The organism is Chryseobacterium gilvum (assembly GCF_025628965.1).
GTDB classification, from domain to species: domain Bacteria; phylum Bacteroidota; class Bacteroidia; order Flavobacteriales; family Weeksellaceae; genus Chryseobacterium; species Chryseobacterium gilvum.
The window spans coordinates 200,192-216,050 of the sequence record NZ_JAOTEN010000004.1 but is presented as its reverse complement, the minus strand read 5'-3'; the positions used below and the strand labels follow the sequence as shown (position 1 = coordinate 216,050).

Sequence of the window (15,859 nt, the reverse complement as noted above, 5' to 3'; positions counted from 1 at the left end):
TTTGATGATCCAGTAATCGCCTTCCCCGAAGTTTTCGGTTTTCTTAGAACCTCCCACTATACTTCTGGAATAGATGCCGAGTAAAGCGCCACCGTCTCTGGTGGGAATCATTTTCTCTACCTCGTCCATCCCTTTTCCGCCTATCATCAGTTGGGAGGTTTCTTTTCCGTTTTTATCGAGTTTTGTAATCCACACATCTTTCGAACCGTACCCTTTTGAGGAGTTCTGAACATTTCCCGCTACCATAAATCCTAAATCCGTGGTCTGAATTACGGCTTTGGCTTCTTCATCGGAAACGCTTCCGAGCGTTTTCTGCCATATTTCATCTCCAAATTCATTCAGCCTGATCAGCCATGCATCCGAGCCGCCTTTGGATTCTTCTTTTTTATCCAATGATTTCCCGGAAAACGAAGTTCCCGCCAGAAGAAACCCACCTTCCTGCGTCGCTACCGTTGCTGAAAGAAAATCATGGTTCTGCCCCGAGAAATATTTTTCCCAGACTTCTTCACCCTGCTGGTTGAGCTTGATGACATGGAAATCGTAGCCGCTGTTTTGTTTTGAGGAAGCGGAGGTGAGATTGGAGGCAGATTTTCCTGCTCCCTGAATACTGCTTCCTGTAATAAGATATTGCTGGTCAATGGTCGTAGTGACCTGTGAGAGGAAATCCTGTGTGGAGGAAGAAATATCTTTCTGCCAAAGTACTTCTTGTGCGGAAACGAAGGCAGCGCTGCATACAAGCAGGGCACTAAGGAAATGTTTTTTCATCATTATGTATTGTATTGGTTGTTATTAATTTTTCGCGAACTTAACTTTTTTTAACAGATACCACAAGGGTAAATGAAATATTAACTATTGATACTATTGCAAAGCTATTACAGTATTGCGACAAAAGATGACGTGTATAAAAAAGATGTATTGTAAAATGAATCTTAAAACATTTAAATATACTTACGAATCTAAAGGCAGAAAGTAAATCGATAGTATTAAAAAGTTAAATATCAATGTTTCTGATGTGAAAGCCGGAACATTATCTTTTGAAAAATTGATTAAAGAACACATTTGTTTTTCTTCAGAATTCGATATTATGATCTTAATTTTAATCTAATATATCTGGATTATTGAATCTTATCAATAATATTCTTTTTAAATTCTTTTTTTAATTGTTCATTTTCTTCTTCTGATAAATCCTTATTAACAAAATGTGACGCACCTTCTAAACCGTTACTAACTCTAAATAAACCTACTTTAGTTTTGTTTGGCTGATACCCCTCTCTTGTCCAAAACTCAACAATGTCGTTTGTATCTTTAAAATAAAAATAAAAAAAATACCAGTGAGAATCTTTTCCGTCTATTAATTCTGTTTCTTTGCCTGCCCATTTCAATTTTGGAACTATATAGTCTGGATTATTTTCTTTAAGTTTAATCAGTCGAGTAATGATGTCAGTCTCTGAATGATCAAGCATATATATTTCTGCATATGGGTAACTGCCTGCTGAAATTTTGTTAATATCCTTGCAAGAGAAAATTATAAAAAAAAGTAAACTAAATAGTATCGGTTTTTTCATGTCTTCTATTATCTAAATATGCTGTTACACAATGTGAATGATTTTTACAATAAGACATCATCAATAGGCACCACTTTTTCCGGCAAATCGGTGTCTCCTACAAATTCTTTAATATCAGTTTCTATCGTTCGGCAAATGGTATTTAAAGGTGCATCATTGATGCTGTTATCGAACGGGTTTTCACTAAATTCTCCTATTTGTTCCATCGTATAAAACACCCAGGAAATAAGAAGGGAAAAAGGCACAGTGAGCCAAACTCCATAAGTGCCCATTTTTGCCATTTCATTGATCAGTCCGAATGGTAAAAGGAAGATGAATAACATTACAAAGATTCTGCTGAAAATACTGAATTGTCTGTATAATGGTGTGCTTTTAATTCTTTCGCATCCCCCTTGATAGTTGAGTAATTCCACAATCTGTTTTACCAGATCACTGTGTTCGTATTCATCAATAATGGAAGCCTTTTTTAAACGTCCCAGCTCATGAATCTGCTTTTTTAAGATATGATTGGCGATATTGCTCCGCGATTGCATCATTTCGTAATATTCCATTTTGCCGATATCTGAAAATATCTTTTTTACACCGGCCTCAAACTGTTCCAGCTCATTTTTTTCACTCAGGAATGTCTGGTGCAAATTATCTTTGCTGGTTGCCCACGGAATGGTTTTTCGCAACTGCAGCCTCAAAATATTTACCCAGCTTAAATGCCGGTACAAAAATTCTCTCTGAATTTCTTTATCAGGAACGACCGCTATAAACATCATAGCAAAACTTCGGCTGGTATTGGTAATGCTTCCCCATAATTTCCGGGCTTCCCACAGACGATCGTAGGCCTGATTATTTTTAAATCCTACATAAAATGCCACGGCGGTACCAATGGTAGCAATGGGAATAAAAGAAATTCCTAACCATTTCCAGCCAACAATTTCATACAATATACAGACCGCTGTAGAAGAGAGAAATGTTCTGAACAAATTTTTACGTGCAAAATGCCAAAGCAATGAAAACTTAAATTCTTTTCCTACATACATAATGAATTGTGTTTTTTAATCTTGTTTTAAAATATCAATATATCCTGTTCAAAAATAAATAAATAATTTTTAAATTTTATTGTTTTCTAAGAATTTGATTATTTCAAATGTATTAATAGCTTTAATTTTTACTACATAACTTTAATTCCTGAATGTGGAATAATAGATTCAGACATAAAAAAGGTTAGCTTTTTAGCTAACCTTAGATGATAATTATATGAAGTACTATTTTTTACAAAGATTTCATATCAATTACAAAACGGTATCTCACATCACTTTTCAGCATTCTTTCATATGCTTCGTTGATGTCCTGCATTTTTATCATTTCGATTTCAGACACAATATTGTGTTCGCCACAGAAATCAAGCATTTCCTGAGTTTCGGCAATACCGCCAATTACAGATCCGGCAACAGATCTTCTTCCCAAAATCATTGGCGGTGTAAACAGCGCTTCATCCATTTTGCCTATAAATCCTACCAATACTAAGGTTCCATTAATATTTAATGTAGAAATATAAGGGTTTACATCATGATCGTAAGGTACGGTATCGATAATTAAATCAAATTTCCCGGATACAGAGTTCATTTGCTCTTCATCAGTTGAAATCACCACATGATCTGCGCCCAGTTGCTTTGCATCGTCAGATTTTCCTGGAGTTCTTGAAAATAAAGTCACCTCAGCGCCAAGACCTTTTGCCAATTTAATTGCCATATGTCCCAATCCGCCTAATCCGACAACAGCTACTTTAGAATCCGGTCCCGCTTTCCAATGTTTTAAAGGCGACCAGGTCGTGATTCCTGCGCATAAAAGAGGTGCAACTGCAGCAAGGTCTAAATTTTCGGGAATTCGTAAAACATGATCTGCATCTACCACCACTTTTTGAGAATATCCGCCGAAAGTATGGCCTCCCAAATGTTCGTCTTTACCGTTATAGGTGCCTACAAAGCCTGTTTTGCAATACTGTTCCAAGTCTTGCTTGCAGCTTTCGCAGGTTCCGCAAGAATCTACAATGCAGCCGACTCCCGCAAGATCTCCCACTTTGAATTTGGAAACTTCGCTTCCGATTTTTGTAATTTTTCCTACAATCTCATGTCCCGGAACCGCCGGATATTTTGTCCCGCCCCAATCGTTTCTTGCTGTATGAAGGTCTGAATGACAAACCCCACAATATAATATTTCGATCTCGACATCTTTTGGGGTTGCTTCCCTTCTTTCGATGTTCATTTCTTTTAAATCGGCGTCTTTCGATTCCGTACCGTAAGCTTTTACTGAGTATGTATTCATTTTTTGATTTTAAATTGTTTTTCAATATACAAAAATCGGTGCTTTTTATGATAGATAAAGTATCAACAGGAAACAAAATTATAGGTAATTTTAAATTAAAGTAATATTGAATAAAGATCGTCTTCTATAATAACCATGAAATAATTGTAATTATCAGATTAAATCAATCAAATTCCGTTTGATATGAAAAACAGGCAGAACATAACGACTCAAACGCTTAAAACATCGTTCGGTGAAATTTTAGCAGTAAAGGATAATGGAGTAGTGAAGGCTAAACATATCCGTTATGCCTATTCAGAAAGATTTAAAAAGCCGGTTGCAGTTCAGCCTTCACAAAAGCAGACTATTTTTCCTGAGCGAACTCCTGTATGCCCGCAAAATATAAGTCCGTTGCTGGAAAAGATGATTGGCGAAACCAATCCGGATCATTTTGAAATGGATGAATCTCCACAGTATCTTTCTGTTTTTTCTCCCGAAAATTGTTCTGAGAACGAAAAATTGCCGGTTATCGTCTGGATTCACGGAGGTTCCTATGAAATCGGCTGCGGAGATATTCCCACCGCAGATCCTACAGACTGGGTAAAAGAACAACGTGTCATAGTGGTCACAGTATCATACCGGCTGGGAATTTTCGGGTTTCTGGGTTCAACGGAACTACGACCGCCTAATTTAGGATTATTTGATATGATTGAAGCATTGAAATGGATCAAAAACTATATCAGTGATTTTGGGGGAGACTCTGAAAATATTACGCTTTTCGGCCAGTCTTCCGGAGGTGATGCGATTGCCCATCTTATGATTTCCGAAGGAACAGAAAATTTATTTCAAAGAGTGATAATACATAGCGCCCCATTGGGATTGCGAAAAAACCGACAGAAAATGCTGGCGGAGTTTTTCAGGAAAACAGAGAACTATACTGCAGAAACGAAGCTTTCTGAGATTATTGACAACTACAGCAATTTTTCACCATCTTTTTCAAAATACGGTTTAAAAGCAGCCATGCGATTCGGGACACAATATGGTTTTTCGCCTTTACCAGAAGAAAGTGACGCGGAAGACCAATGGAAAAAATCGGCAAAAAAGATTGACGTATTGATTGGAATTAATGATGAAGAAACGGCTTTTTATCTGAAAGCTTCCGAAAAGCTGAACCGGTTTTTGCCTAAAAGAATAATGAATAAAGCGATTCGTGTCACTACCGAAACTATTTACGGAAGACCTGCCAAAGCGTTTGCAGAAAATTTAGCTCAAGCCGGCGGTAATGTGTATCTGTTCAGATTATATTCCAGATTTAGCGATCATCCTTTCGGCGCTGCTCATGCAATTGATCTGCCTTTTGTCTTTGGAAACCGTTCTGCCTGGGAAAATACAAGAATTTTAAAAAATATGCCTTGGCAATATATTCACGAAAACGGACAAAAACTGAGAAATCTGTGGGCCGGATTTGCCAGAACCGGGAAAGTTTCTGATGAAACAGAAAAACCGGATATTATAGAAATAAAAAAATATAATTAACCCTCTTTAGTTATTCTGAAAATCACAACAACAAAAGAGGTAGATTAATTAACGACAAGCAATTATTCAGGGATCCAGACACTTACATTTCCGGCAGGAACCGGGAAGTTTCCCCATCCTTGTTCATCGATGATGATTTTTTCTTCAGATCTTCCCAGCAAATCATAGAAAGTCTGGCCAATATATTTTTCACCCATTTCCATAGGTTTATGATACGCTTCTTTATTACTCAGAACGACCGCACAGCCTTTATGGATGTCGTCGCCTTCCCGAATCCATCCCAGACAATTAGCATCTTCAAAATAATCTCTCTGAATACCATACGCGTTTTCTTTCCTTGCTTTTAATAATCCTTCAATTCCGTCGACTTTATCTAAAAAGATTTCCTGCTCATTTCCTTCTCTGTCAAAATCTTTATAATGCGCACCGTACAAATCCGGATAAAATACACACGGATATCCTTTTTCCCTAAGTAAAATTAGAGCATATGCAAGGGGTTTAAACCACCTTTCAACCGGGGCTTCAAGATCCTGAAGCGGCTGCGTATCATGATTATCGACTAGGCTTACAGAATGCATAGGATCTGCATTGGTAAGAGTGTCATCAAAAATTCTCCGCAGATCGTACGAATCTCCTTCTTTAGATGCCGTGTGAAGATTGTTTTGCAGCGAGCTGTCAAAGAGGCTCATACAGCCTTCCGTAGTTTCAATATATTTCTGCAGCAAGCTCAACTGTCCGGGAGCCCAGTATTCTCCAACCGCAAATATATTTTTCCCGGTATTGGCACGCAGAAAAGTGAGCCATTCTTTATAAAAGTCAAAGGAGATATGTTTCAAAGCATCTAACCGCACGCCGTCAAATCCGGTTTCGTCAAAATACCATTTTGCCCATTTATTCAGTTCTTCCCGCACGTGAGGGTTTCTGTGTTCGATATCATTAAACATCAGATAATCATAATTCCCTTTTTCGTCATCGATCATCTCTTCCCAGCCTTCACCGTATTCTGAGAGTATTTTGTAAATATGGGATTCTTTTCCTTCGGCATAGTCTACGCCTGTAAAACAGGTAAAATTCCATTCAAATTCCGAATATTTTTTTCCTCGCCCGGGAAAAGTGAATTTCGTAAAAGATTCAATCTCAATCGTTCCGGAAATTACTTTTTCACGATTTTCTTCATCTACTTTCACCACTTTGAATTTTTCAAGCTCGTCACCGCCCGCTTTATGACCGAGTACGATATCTACAATGACCTCAATATGATTGTCTTTTAAAGCTTTTATAGCCTTTTGATAATCTTCTTTGGTTCCGTATTTGGTGGGAATGGTATTTTTTTGATCAAATTCTCCTAGATCGTAAAGGTCATATGCGTCGTACCCCACAGAGTTTTCTCCGTCTGTGCCTTTGTAAGCAGGAGGAAACCATACTGATGTTATTCCGAGCTGGGATAGATATTCTGCCTGTTGTTCTGCGTGTTTCCAAAGTGTTCCGTTTCCTTCCGAATACCAGTGGAAAAATTGAATCATGGTTGGGTTCATACTAAAAAATAAATTTGGTGAATAGGATACATTTTTACGTTATTCCTCAAACTCTTCAAACCTGATTTTAAGCTGAACGGAAATCTGTTTTTTTTCTTCCGTATTGAGATGAGAAAGTGACAAACCCAATAATCGTACCGCTTTATCATAAGGACGAAGTTCCCATAGCTTTTTTGAAATCTTAAAAAACTCTTCCCAGGATGTGAAATATTCTTCTTGTGTATTGCTTCTTGTAAAGAGTGAAAAGTCTTTGTATTTGATTTTCAGGGTTAAAGATTTCCCCAGAATGTTGTTTTTCTGTAAACGCTGATGAAGTTCCTGGCTTAAGTTTTCCAGCTTTTCGTTAATTTGCTGTTCATCCAGAAGATCTTCAAAAAAAGTACGTTCTACAGCCACGCTTTTTTGAATTCGGTTGGGTTTTACTTCAGAATTATGAATTCCCCGAACAACATTATAATAGTATTTTCCCGACTTACCGAAAAGCCTCGTTAAATCTTCCAACGATCTGCTTTTTAAATCTTTTCCTTTAAAGATGCCCAATGTAAACATTTTATTAGCGGTTACTTTTCCGACGCCGTAAAATTTTTCGACAGGAAGTTCTTCCAGAAAAGCTTCTATTTTTTGCGGGTGAATGGTTTTTTGCCCGTTAGGTTTATTAATGTCAGAGGCTACTTTTGCTAAAAATTTATTAACTGAAATTCCTGCGGAAGCAGTAAGCCCCGTCTGTTCAAATATCTTCTGACGGATTTCCTTTGCAATCTGATTGGCAGATTCTATCTGTTTTTTATTTTCGGTCACGTCAAGATACGCTTCATCCAGAGAAAGTGGCTCTACGAGATCGGTATATTCATAGAAAATCTCACGTATTTTTCTGGAGATTTCTTTATACCGTGCAAACCGGGGAGACACAAAAATAAGATGGGGGCATTTTTCACGGGCAGTTTTGCTGGGCATTGCAGAGCGCACACCGAATTTTCTGGCTTCATAGCTTGCTGCAGCAACGACACCGCGATGTCCGCCGCCTACAGCAATGGCTTTTCCTCTGAGTTCGGGATTGTCATGCTGCTCCACAGATGCATAAAATGCGTCCATATCGACATGAATTATTTTGCGAACCGGAAAAAGAGAATCCATATTACAAAGATATGGATTTGATTAAAATGTAGTATTTATTTCAAAAGCTGATCAATCGCAGCCTGAATTTCCGGATCTTCAGGTGAGATGGAGTAGTATTTTGCAATATTTGATTTTTGATCAATAACCATATATCTTGGTATCCAGTTGAGTTCAATATAATTATTAAAATCATTTGTCCAGCCGGTGGAAAACCAGTAGTTTTCTTTTTCTTTCATATTGAATTTTTCGAGGCTTCTGTCAAAACCTTCTTTGGAACGGTCAAGCGAAAAGAAAACAAAATCTACATTCGGATTGTTTTTTTCCAGTTCCTGCGCCTTGGGAAATGCCTGTAAGCAATCTCTGCACCATCCGGCCCAGAAATCAATAACCACGATTTTTCCCTGATGCTGCTTCAGAATTTCCTGCACCGTCATATTTTTGCCTTCTTCATTTTGAAGGGTTTGTTTAAGCGCTTCTTCTGAAAACCGGGTTTTTGATACGTCTGGTTTTTTTTGTGAACATCCTAATGTGAAAATACTCAGCATTAAAAATGTCAGGATCTCTTTCATGATAATTTTTTACAAATCTAATAAACGGAATATAAACTTTTACGATGATAATAGTAATTATAGAACTTTCAGGATGGGAAATCCTTGTTTCTAAAGATCGTAATTGTTATTTAACGTTGTTTTGCCGCGAAATTTAAAATAATCTGATCAAATTCTTCTTTTCGGTCAATAATCACATTGATCGGCCAGTAATACACCAGATCTCTAAGATAATCAAAGGTTTTAAGACGTACGTAATCTTTTTCGGTGGTTAAGATCAATTTATATTCACCCAGTTTTTTGTATTCGGCAATGATATTTTTAATATCTGCATCCGAAAAATTATGATGATCCCTGAATTTTAAGTGTTTTACTTTCTGTGAAAACTTTGCGAGATGATCAAGTAAAGATTTGGGATTGGCAATTCCGGTAATCAGGAGAATATCGTAATAATTCAGGTTATTGTCAGGAAGCATTTTATCTTTTGCGTATACATTTTCGTCATATCCTACAGATGAGAAAAATACTTTCTGATGGAGAGAAGGCTTTATTCTTGAGATGTAATACTGCTTGGTTTCCTCAGTCAGTTCATCAGGACATTTGCTGACCATAATAAGATCTGCTCTTTTTGCGCCTGCACGGGATTCCCTCAAGTCTCCTGCCGGAAGAAGATAATCTTTAAAGTAAGGATCATTAAAATCAGTCATTAAAATATTGAATCCTGCTTTAATAGCTCTGTGCTGCATTGCGTCATCCAGAATAAGAACGTCAAGATCCATATCCTCAATCACTTTTTTTGCACCGGGAACTCTTTCTTCAGAAACTGCGATCACAAACCGGTTTTTAAACCGCTCAAAAAGCTGCATGGCTTCATCGCCCACAGTTTTATAGTTGCTGTCGTAGTTGGTAACGTCGTATCCTTTTGTAAGTCTTCCGTACCCTCTGGATAATACTCCCGTTCTGTAATATTTTGATAAAAAAGTAGCGAGATACATCACCATAGGCGATTTTCCGCTTCCGCCCACCGATAAATTTCCGACATTGATGATCGGAGTTTTGAATTTAGTGGATTTTAAAACTCCCATGTCGTACAAGCTGTTCCGGATTCCCGTTACCATGTTGTAGGCCAAAGAAAAAGGATAGAGATACCATCGTTTCATACGTTTGCAAAAATAGGAATTTTCAGAAGTATTTTACCCAATTTTACAGATGACTTTTGCGGTTTATTTTAAAATTCTGCTTCGTGTTATTATTAAATTAAAGTATTTTTGCAGGGTAAAATTTTCATTTGAGATATTGTATTGAATTTTCCTATAACGGTAAAAATTATTTTGGCTATCAGATTCAGCCGAAAGATATTTCTGTGCAGGAAGATCTGGAAATAGCACTTTCTACCATTTTAAGAGAAACCATAAAAATTGTCGGAGCCGGGAGAACCGATACCGGTGTTCATGCCAAAAAAATGTTTGCCCATTTTGATACGGATCAATTGCTTAGCATTCCACTCATTCATCATCTCAACAGCTTTTTGTCATCAGATATTTCGGTAAAGAAAATTTTCAGGGTGAAAGATGATTTCCATGCGCGATTTGATGCGATTTTCAGGACGTACGAATATTATATTTCACTGGAAAAAAATCCTTTTACACAGGATTCAGCGTGGCAGCACTGGAGAAAACCTTTGGATATCAATGCAATGAATGAAGCCTGCAAGATTTTATTTGAATATAAAGATTTTACGAGCTTCGCCAAGCTTCACGCAGACAATAAAACAAATTTCTGTACCATTTATAAGGCAGAGTGGGAACGAAACGGATCAGAACTCAAATTTACCATTTCTGCCGACCGATTTTTAAGAAATATGGTAAGAGCCATTGTTGGAACGATGGTTGAGGTGGGTTCTGGAAAAATTCAGCCGGAAGATCTACGAAAAGTGATAGAAAATAAAGATAGGAGTTCAGCAGGAACTTCTGCGCCCGCTCACGGTCTTTTTTTGACAGATGTGGGCTATGAATTAAACGAAAATAATAAGAACGAATTACTATGATGTCAATTTTTATTTTGATAGGAGCGTACCGATATTACGCTGGTTTAGCCGAAAGATTTGGGAAAACAAAATGGCACTACGGTCTTCTCGCTATTGGTATTTATATCGGTTTTCAGGTCATGTTTTTATTCGGTTACGGTATGTATGAAGCATTTACGCATCCTGAATCATTGAATGATAACAATTATACAAGTTTTTCTGTAGCCAATATCATAAGCTGGGTATTTGCAATTGCTGCTGTATACGGCGTTTATAAACTCTTGGAAAACAAACTTACCAAAGAAAACCTTAAAAAACCTACTCTGGAAATAGATAAGATCGGTATTAAAGATGATATTTAATTGAGTTTAAAATAATAATATCAATATTCATAGTATGAATAACAGATATCTCATTTTTTCTATCTGGGTTGTTCTGGATGAGAAATTATAAAGTCTTATTTTTGCAGAGAATTTTTCAAATTAATTCTTTTCGTCACATTTTACAATGAAAAAACAAGATACCTGGGAAATTATCAAGAGATTATTCTTTATCGGGATGAAGTTCCGTTCCTGGTTTATAATTACGTTAATCATTTCGATTTTTCTTGCAGTAGTTTCCACGTATAGGCCATATCTTACGATGGAAGTGGTAGATCACGACATTACCAAGCTTCATGACAAAGCTTTAATGATGAAGCATGTCTATATATTGGTGGGATTGGTATTTGCGGAAACCGTTTTAAACTTCTTTCTGGTGTATTTTTCCAATTATATTTCTCAAAATGTCATTCGGGATATCAGAGAAAGGCTCTACAGCAAACTCATCTATTTCAGGACTTCTTTTTTTGATAAAACGCCTATCGGACAACTAGTAACCCGCGCAGTAGGTGATGTGGAGACGATTGCAACCGTGTATACAGACGGTTTTCTGATGGTGTTCGGAGATATTCTGAGAATTGTTTTTGTTTTGATCATGATGTTTAATACCGATGTGCATCTGAGCTATATCACTTTGGCGATTTTACCTCTAATGGTTCTGATTACAAGATTTTTCCAGAAGAGACTGAAGAAAGCGTTTGGTGACGAAAGGACATGGACTGCCAATCAAAACTCATTTGTTCAGGAAAGACTTGCAGGGATGCCGATTATCCAGGTGTTTAACAGACAGAAATCTGAATTTGAAAAGTTTGACGATATTAATATTACCTTAAAAGGTGCTCTTTTAAGAACAGTATTTATTTTTTCGCTGTTTTTCCCGGTGGTGGAATTGATCTCTTCTCTTTTCATAGGTTTTATTTTGTTTTACGGAGGATATATTACGATCAGCGCAGGAGTAGTGATCGCGTTTATTCAGTATATCTCAATGCTGATTCGTCCTTTGAGACAGATTGCAGACCGTTTTAATAATATTCAGCGCGGGATTGTAGGGGCAGAAAGAGTACTCGGTGTTATGGATGAAGATTTTGCCATGCCCAATACCGGAACCGTTTCTAAGGATCATTTTAACGGGAAAATTGAATTTAAGAACGTTCATTTTGCCTATGATGATAAGCAGGAAGTTTTAAAGGGAATTGATTTTACGGTAAACCCCGGAGAAACCGTAGCCATTGTAGGGGCAACAGGAGCCGGGAAATCTACCATTATCAGCTTGATTACCAGATTGTATGACATCAATTCCGGGGAGATATTCATTGATGATATAGAGTTAAAAAAATATGAACTCTATAATCTGAGAAGCCACATCGGAGTGGTCCTGCAGGACGTTTTTCTCTTCCACGGAAGTATTTATGAAAATCTTGCTTTTGGAGATGACGCCGTGACACTGGAAAAGATAAAAGCGGGAGCCAAAGAAATTGAAGTAGATGATTTCATTGAAAGCCTTCCCGGAGGATATGAATATGTGGTGAGTGAAAGAGGGTCTTCCATTTCTTTGGGCCAGCGTCAGTTATTATCTTTTTTAAGAGCGTATTTATCGGATCCTAAAATATTAATCTTAGATGAAGCGACCTCATCTATTGATCATGAAAGTGAGAAGCTGATTCAGAGGGCTACGGAGAAAATTACCAGAGACAGAACTTCCATTATCATTGCACACCGGTTGTCTACTATTGAGAAAGCCGATAAAATTATTGTGATGGATCAAGGGAGGATCGTGGAGGAAGGAAAACATCTTGAACTGCTTAATAAAAATGGGTATTATTCTACTTTATACAGATCTCAACTAAAAAATGAAGTTGAAATCGAGGAAAAAACACTTTAAAATTGGCCTCTATTGTATTATTTCAAAACTGTTCTGTTAACATTAAATTCACATTCAATTAATTTTTACGTAATAACTAAGCAATTAGGTATAAAATTTGTTATCTTTAATAAATATAAAAAACCAGCTGCTCTGTTGTTAAATGTGAGAAATCACTCAATTATACATAATTAGCCTTATTGGTAAGTTAAGTTTGATAAGCTGTGTGAAACGTTTATTTTTTAATGTTAAACAAGAATGATAAGATGAATAATATTCAAGATGAATTTCAGGTTCTTAAAGACGAACTGAAAAAATTAAATATCGATGTACAGAAAATTGTAAAAGTAGGAAACGGAAGTATGGATTTCCATGAAGTCTTTTACAAATCACCGAGGTACGAAGACGTGAAAACAGTATATGTCCAGCGTCACACTTTGGATCACCTGATTGAGAAATTCAAAGATGCGTATAAATAAAATTTCGGCTCGCCAAAGGCGAGCCGAAATTTTTATAGGGAAATAATTAAAATCTGTATCCCAAAGAGAGGCCGCTTCTGAATCCCACCCATGGTCCGTCTACATTTATCTTTGCGCCGCTGGAATTGGTTTCTACCGTATAATCAATATAAGGAATGTCTAAATTTTCAATTTCACGTTTCAGCTGAGCCTGCATTTCCGGAGTCAGGGTATAATTGCTGGTCAGGGTAAAATCTCCTTTTCCGCTTCCGTAATGGGCTCCCGCAATCCAGAAATCGAGGATGAAATTCTGCTTTTTGTTCAGGAAAAACTGTGCTCCCACCATTAATCCACCGCTGTTTCCGTGCGTATCGCCGGTTCCTTTTAATGGAATCTGGATGGTGGTTCCGCTGAAAGTATAATCATAATTAAAATCAAACTCATTGGTACTTACCGAAGAATTTCTGTAATACGGTGCAAAATAAAAACCTTTTCCGTAACCTTTTCCGATGTAGAATCTTGGTTCAATGGTGAAGTTGGAAGCCTTGATTTCTAAATTCTGAAATCTCTTATCATCCTCATCGCTTAAAAAAGCATTCATAAAAGTTACTTTTCCTTCAGGCATAACACCGAATCCTACGTTGATGGAAAACCACCGGTTGATAGATCTTTCATATGAGAGATTGATATTTCTGAAAATATAACCGGTCACATTGGTTTTAATAATGTTCATTTTGTTTTCAGAAGGCATTGTCACTTGCGGAGGGCTGACTTCCTGTTGTGCACTGACTTTCGTGATCAGAATAAATGGAATAATGAGTAATAGTTTTTTCATGGCGTAGTATAATTTGGATTAAAGTTAAATAAAAAGCAGCTGACGTTGATGAAATGTAAAAGAATCATTTATTATCATATTGTTACATTACAAACTATTTTAAAACGTAAAAGGCGTATATTTATAAATCGGTTAAAGATAATTACTTTTTGATGAATTTTATGCTTTTAGATTGAGAATTATTTCCTGAAAGCTCAATAAAGTAGGCAGAAGGTGGTAGTTCTGAAACCTCTACTTTTCCAGCCTTTATATCAGATCTTCTAATCAGTTTTCCGTCTAAAGCGTAGATGTTGGCTCGGGAATATTTTGATACTTCTCCTTTAAACTCTATAACATTCTGTGCAGGATTCGGATATACGGTAAATACATCCTTTTTGATTGCATCTGCAGATGCTAAAAACGTTTCGTTTAGCGCCTGAGCTACATTGGTGGTCTGTGCGTTTCCCTGAACAGTGATTACGGCATTTGTGGTATTCAGCAGCGGAAACTTATGCGTGCTGTCATAATAAGCATAAGTCGTATTAACAATGCTTCCTACAGGAAAACCAAATAGGGTTAAATTAAAATTTTGAACAGATTTTATTCTCAAAACATTCGTGTAGGTCTTGGCTCCGATTAAAAGTATTCCGGAGGCATCTGCTGTAATCGCAATGGTACCGCTGAAATTTCCTGATCCCGCCATAGCGGAAAATGTTCCCGAGGCAGTATCGTTATCAGAATACCCGAATGCGGCAGGATAAGTGATGAATGTCCCGTTATTGCCGGAGAAATTGAGCGTCGCATCCGGCGTTACCAATCCTGTAATTTCCAGCTTTGTCGCGGTTTGCTTATAATAAACCGTGTTGCCGTTTCCGACCATTTTTATCGTAGTTCCCGGAAAGGTAGAAATCTCACTTGCAGTAGGCGCAGAATAGACCGTAGTGGTTGCAGAACCGGCTGTAAGGCTGCTGTTGGAAAATGTGGCATTGGCTCCTGTTGATGAATTATCAACAGTCCCTACAACGTTTACATTATTTACGGTTTCGCCAATGACAGGATCGTTAAATAACTTAGTAATGGTAGTTTGCGCTGAGAATGTTGCCGTAGATGCGATTAAAATGAATAAAATTGTTTTCATATTTACTTTTTGCTAAAGATAATTAAAAAGCAAATTATTTTTTTATTTAATCGAATAAATATATTGCCATAATATGTAGCATATTCACCGGCAGATGTGAAATTATATTGAGCTATGTTAATACGTACACAGAAGAGTTGCTATTTTTCTCTGCAGGCACATTCATGATGTTCGTTAAGGTACGCAATGGTGGTTGTACAGAGTTTTTCCAAGGTATCTATATTGATATCAGCTAATTTTTTTATGTAAATGCATGCTTTGCCTATTTTAAATTTTCCAAGATCTTCTAAAAGCGGTTTGTTTTCTTCGGTGGGCGAATAGACATATAGCGAAAATTCTGCTTTACGCGGTGAAAACCCAATCATAGGAGCATCGCCTTCATGTCCGCTTGCATATCTGTAATGATAACTTCCAAATCCGATGATGGTAGGTCCCCACATTTTTGGTTCAAAACCGGACCATTTTCGCATGAGTTCTATTAACTGGAAGCTGTCTGCTTTTTTCTGTTCGTTTTCGACATAGGAATTAATAAATTCAGTGACATCCACTTGTGTTTCCCCGGTTTTATTTTTAGCCATGATAGGTAA

General features: G+C 37.1%; 15 protein-coding genes and 1 pseudogene. 5 read left to right on the top strand and 11 right to left on the bottom strand.

Features of this window, described 5'->3' with window-relative positions; all coding sequences use genetic code 11:
- The 4 genes and pseudogenes from N0B16_RS12910 to N0B16_RS12895 all read right to left on the bottom strand — a co-directional run.
- A pseudogene (locus N0B16_RS12910) lies at positions 1 to 765 on the bottom strand (T9SS type A sorting domain-containing protein); the annotation flags it as partial.
- Positions 766 to 1,115: 350 nt separating this feature from the next.
- Positions 1,116 to 1,565, bottom strand: coding sequence for a hypothetical protein (locus tag N0B16_RS12905; protein WP_262991360.1), 450 nt, complete (start codon positions 1,563 to 1,565; stop codon positions 1,116 to 1,118).
- Positions 1,566 to 1,609: 44 nt separating this feature from the next.
- A complete protein-coding gene (locus N0B16_RS12900) occupies positions 1,610 to 2,596 on the bottom strand; it encodes a bestrophin family protein (protein WP_262991359.1) in 987 nt (328 codons plus the stop codon).
- Between the two features lie 232 nt (positions 2,597 to 2,828).
- Positions 2,829 to 3,881: an NAD(P)-dependent alcohol dehydrogenase gene (locus N0B16_RS12895; RefSeq protein WP_262991358.1), complete on the bottom strand. Its 1,053-nt coding sequence runs from the start codon at positions 3,879 to 3,881 to the stop codon at positions 2,829 to 2,831.
- Positions 3,882 to 4,064: 183 nt separating this feature from the next.
- On the opposite strand from N0B16_RS12895, the gene N0B16_RS12890 reads away from it, so the two are divergent.
- Entirely contained in the window at positions 4,065 to 5,396 is a 1,332-nt protein-coding gene (locus tag N0B16_RS12890; RefSeq protein WP_262991357.1) for a carboxylesterase family protein, read from the top strand.
- A 62-nt stretch (positions 5,397 to 5,458) separates the two neighbouring features.
- Here the strand turns inward: N0B16_RS12890 and N0B16_RS12885 are convergent, their stop codons facing one another.
- From N0B16_RS12885 to lpxK, 4 genes are all read right to left on the bottom strand, one after another.
- Entirely contained in the window at positions 5,459 to 6,931 is a 1,473-nt protein-coding gene (locus tag N0B16_RS12885) for an alpha-amylase (RefSeq protein WP_262991356.1), read from the bottom strand.
- A gap of 39 nt (positions 6,932 to 6,970) precedes the next feature.
- On the bottom strand, positions 6,971 to 8,065 hold the full coding sequence (gene dinB / locus N0B16_RS12880) for a DNA polymerase IV (protein WP_262991355.1): 1,095 nt from the start codon (positions 8,063 to 8,065) through the stop codon (positions 6,971 to 6,973).
- 35 nt (positions 8,066 to 8,100) lie between these two features.
- Complete coding sequence (locus tag N0B16_RS12875; RefSeq protein ID WP_262991354.1) at positions 8,101 to 8,616, bottom strand: TlpA family protein disulfide reductase; 516 nt, start codon at positions 8,614 to 8,616, stop codon at positions 8,101 to 8,103.
- 110 nt (positions 8,617 to 8,726) lie between these two features.
- Complete coding sequence (lpxK, locus tag N0B16_RS12870) at positions 8,727 to 9,755, bottom strand: tetraacyldisaccharide 4'-kinase (protein WP_262991353.1); 1,029 nt, start codon at positions 9,753 to 9,755, stop codon at positions 8,727 to 8,729.
- A gap of 128 nt (positions 9,756 to 9,883) precedes the next feature.
- Between lpxK and truA the strand changes: the two genes are divergently transcribed.
- The 4 genes from truA to N0B16_RS12850 all read left to right on the top strand — a co-directional run bounded on the left by truA (position 9,884) and on the right by N0B16_RS12850 (position 13,341).
- Positions 9,884 to 10,642: a tRNA pseudouridine(38-40) synthase TruA gene (gene truA, locus N0B16_RS12865; RefSeq protein ID WP_262991352.1), complete on the top strand. Its 759-nt coding sequence runs from the start codon at positions 9,884 to 9,886 to the stop codon at positions 10,640 to 10,642.
- Complete coding sequence (locus N0B16_RS12860) at positions 10,639 to 10,983, top strand: hypothetical protein (protein WP_262991351.1); 345 nt, start codon at positions 10,639 to 10,641, stop codon at positions 10,981 to 10,983. Before truA ends, N0B16_RS12860 begins: the two co-directional genes overlap by 4 nt.
- A gap of 145 nt (positions 10,984 to 11,128) precedes the next feature.
- Positions 11,129 to 12,883: an ABC transporter ATP-binding protein gene (locus N0B16_RS12855; RefSeq protein ID WP_262991350.1), complete on the top strand. Its 1,755-nt coding sequence runs from the start codon at positions 11,129 to 11,131 to the stop codon at positions 12,881 to 12,883.
- 245 nt (positions 12,884 to 13,128) lie between these two features.
- Positions 13,129 to 13,341, top strand: a complete 213-nt coding sequence (locus N0B16_RS12850; protein ID WP_262991349.1) for a hypothetical protein — start codon at positions 13,129 to 13,131, stop codon at positions 13,339 to 13,341.
- 46 nt (positions 13,342 to 13,387) lie between these two features.
- Here N0B16_RS12850 and N0B16_RS12845 read toward each other — a convergent pair whose 3' ends face one another.
- The 3 genes from N0B16_RS12845 to N0B16_RS12835 all read right to left on the bottom strand — a co-directional run bounded on the left by N0B16_RS12845 (position 13,388) and on the right by N0B16_RS12835 (position 15,850).
- Positions 13,388 to 14,155 carry a DUF3575 domain-containing protein gene (locus N0B16_RS12845; RefSeq protein WP_262991348.1) on the bottom strand — a complete coding sequence of 256 codons (768 nt, stop codon included), beginning with the start codon at positions 14,153 to 14,155 and terminating at the stop codon, positions 13,388 to 13,390.
- 142 nt (positions 14,156 to 14,297) lie between these two features.
- Positions 14,298 to 15,272, bottom strand: coding sequence for a T9SS type A sorting domain-containing protein (locus N0B16_RS12840; RefSeq protein ID WP_262991347.1), 975 nt, complete (start codon positions 15,270 to 15,272; stop codon positions 14,298 to 14,300).
- Positions 15,273 to 15,412: 140 nt separating this feature from the next.
- A complete protein-coding gene (locus tag N0B16_RS12835; protein ID WP_262991346.1) occupies positions 15,413 to 15,850 on the bottom strand; it encodes a DUF1801 domain-containing protein in 438 nt (145 codons plus the stop codon).
- Between the last annotated feature and the right edge of the window lie 9 nt (positions 15,851 to 15,859).

Bases quoted from the DNA above. Each gene is read 5' to 3' on its own strand.
- N0B16_RS12835 (WP_262991346.1), bottom strand. From the start codon at position 15,850: ATGGCTAAAAATAAAACCGGGGAAACACAAGTGGATGTCACTGAATTT.
- lpxK (WP_262991353.1), bottom strand. From the start codon at position 9,755: ATGAAACGATGGTATCTCTATCCTTTTTCTTTGGCCTACAACATGGTA.
- N0B16_RS12860 (WP_262991351.1), top strand. From the start codon at position 10,639: ATGATGTCAATTTTTATTTTGATAGGAGCGTACCGATATTACGCTGGT.
- N0B16_RS12855 (WP_262991350.1), top strand. From the start codon at position 11,129: ATGAAAAAACAAGATACCTGGGAAATTATCAAGAGATTATTCTTTATC.
- N0B16_RS12850 (WP_262991349.1), top strand. From the start codon at position 13,129: ATGAATAATATTCAAGATGAATTTCAGGTTCTTAAAGACGAACTGAAA.
- N0B16_RS12895 (WP_262991358.1), bottom strand. From the start codon at position 3,881: ATGAATACATACTCAGTAAAAGCTTACGGTACGGAATCGAAAGACGCC.
- N0B16_RS12905 (WP_262991360.1), bottom strand. From the start codon at position 1,565: ATGAAAAAACCGATACTATTTAGTTTACTTTTTTTTATAATTTTCTCT.
- dinB (WP_262991355.1), bottom strand. From the start codon at position 8,065: ATGGATTCTCTTTTTCCGGTTCGCAAAATAATTCATGTCGATATGGAC.
- N0B16_RS12875 (WP_262991354.1), bottom strand. From the start codon at position 8,616: ATGAAAGAGATCCTGACATTTTTAATGCTGAGTATTTTCACATTAGGA.
- N0B16_RS12840 (WP_262991347.1), bottom strand. From the start codon at position 15,272: ATGAAAACAATTTTATTCATTTTAATCGCATCTACGGCAACATTCTCA.
- N0B16_RS12900 (WP_262991359.1), bottom strand. From the start codon at position 2,596: ATGTATGTAGGAAAAGAATTTAAGTTTTCATTGCTTTGGCATTTTGCA.
- N0B16_RS12845 (WP_262991348.1), bottom strand. From the start codon at position 14,155: ATGAAAAAACTATTACTCATTATTCCATTTATTCTGATCACGAAAGTC.
- N0B16_RS12885 (WP_262991356.1), bottom strand. From the start codon at position 6,931: ATGAACCCAACCATGATTCAATTTTTCCACTGGTATTCGGAAGGAAAC.
- N0B16_RS12890 (WP_262991357.1), top strand. From the start codon at position 4,065: ATGAAAAACAGGCAGAACATAACGACTCAAACGCTTAAAACATCGTTC.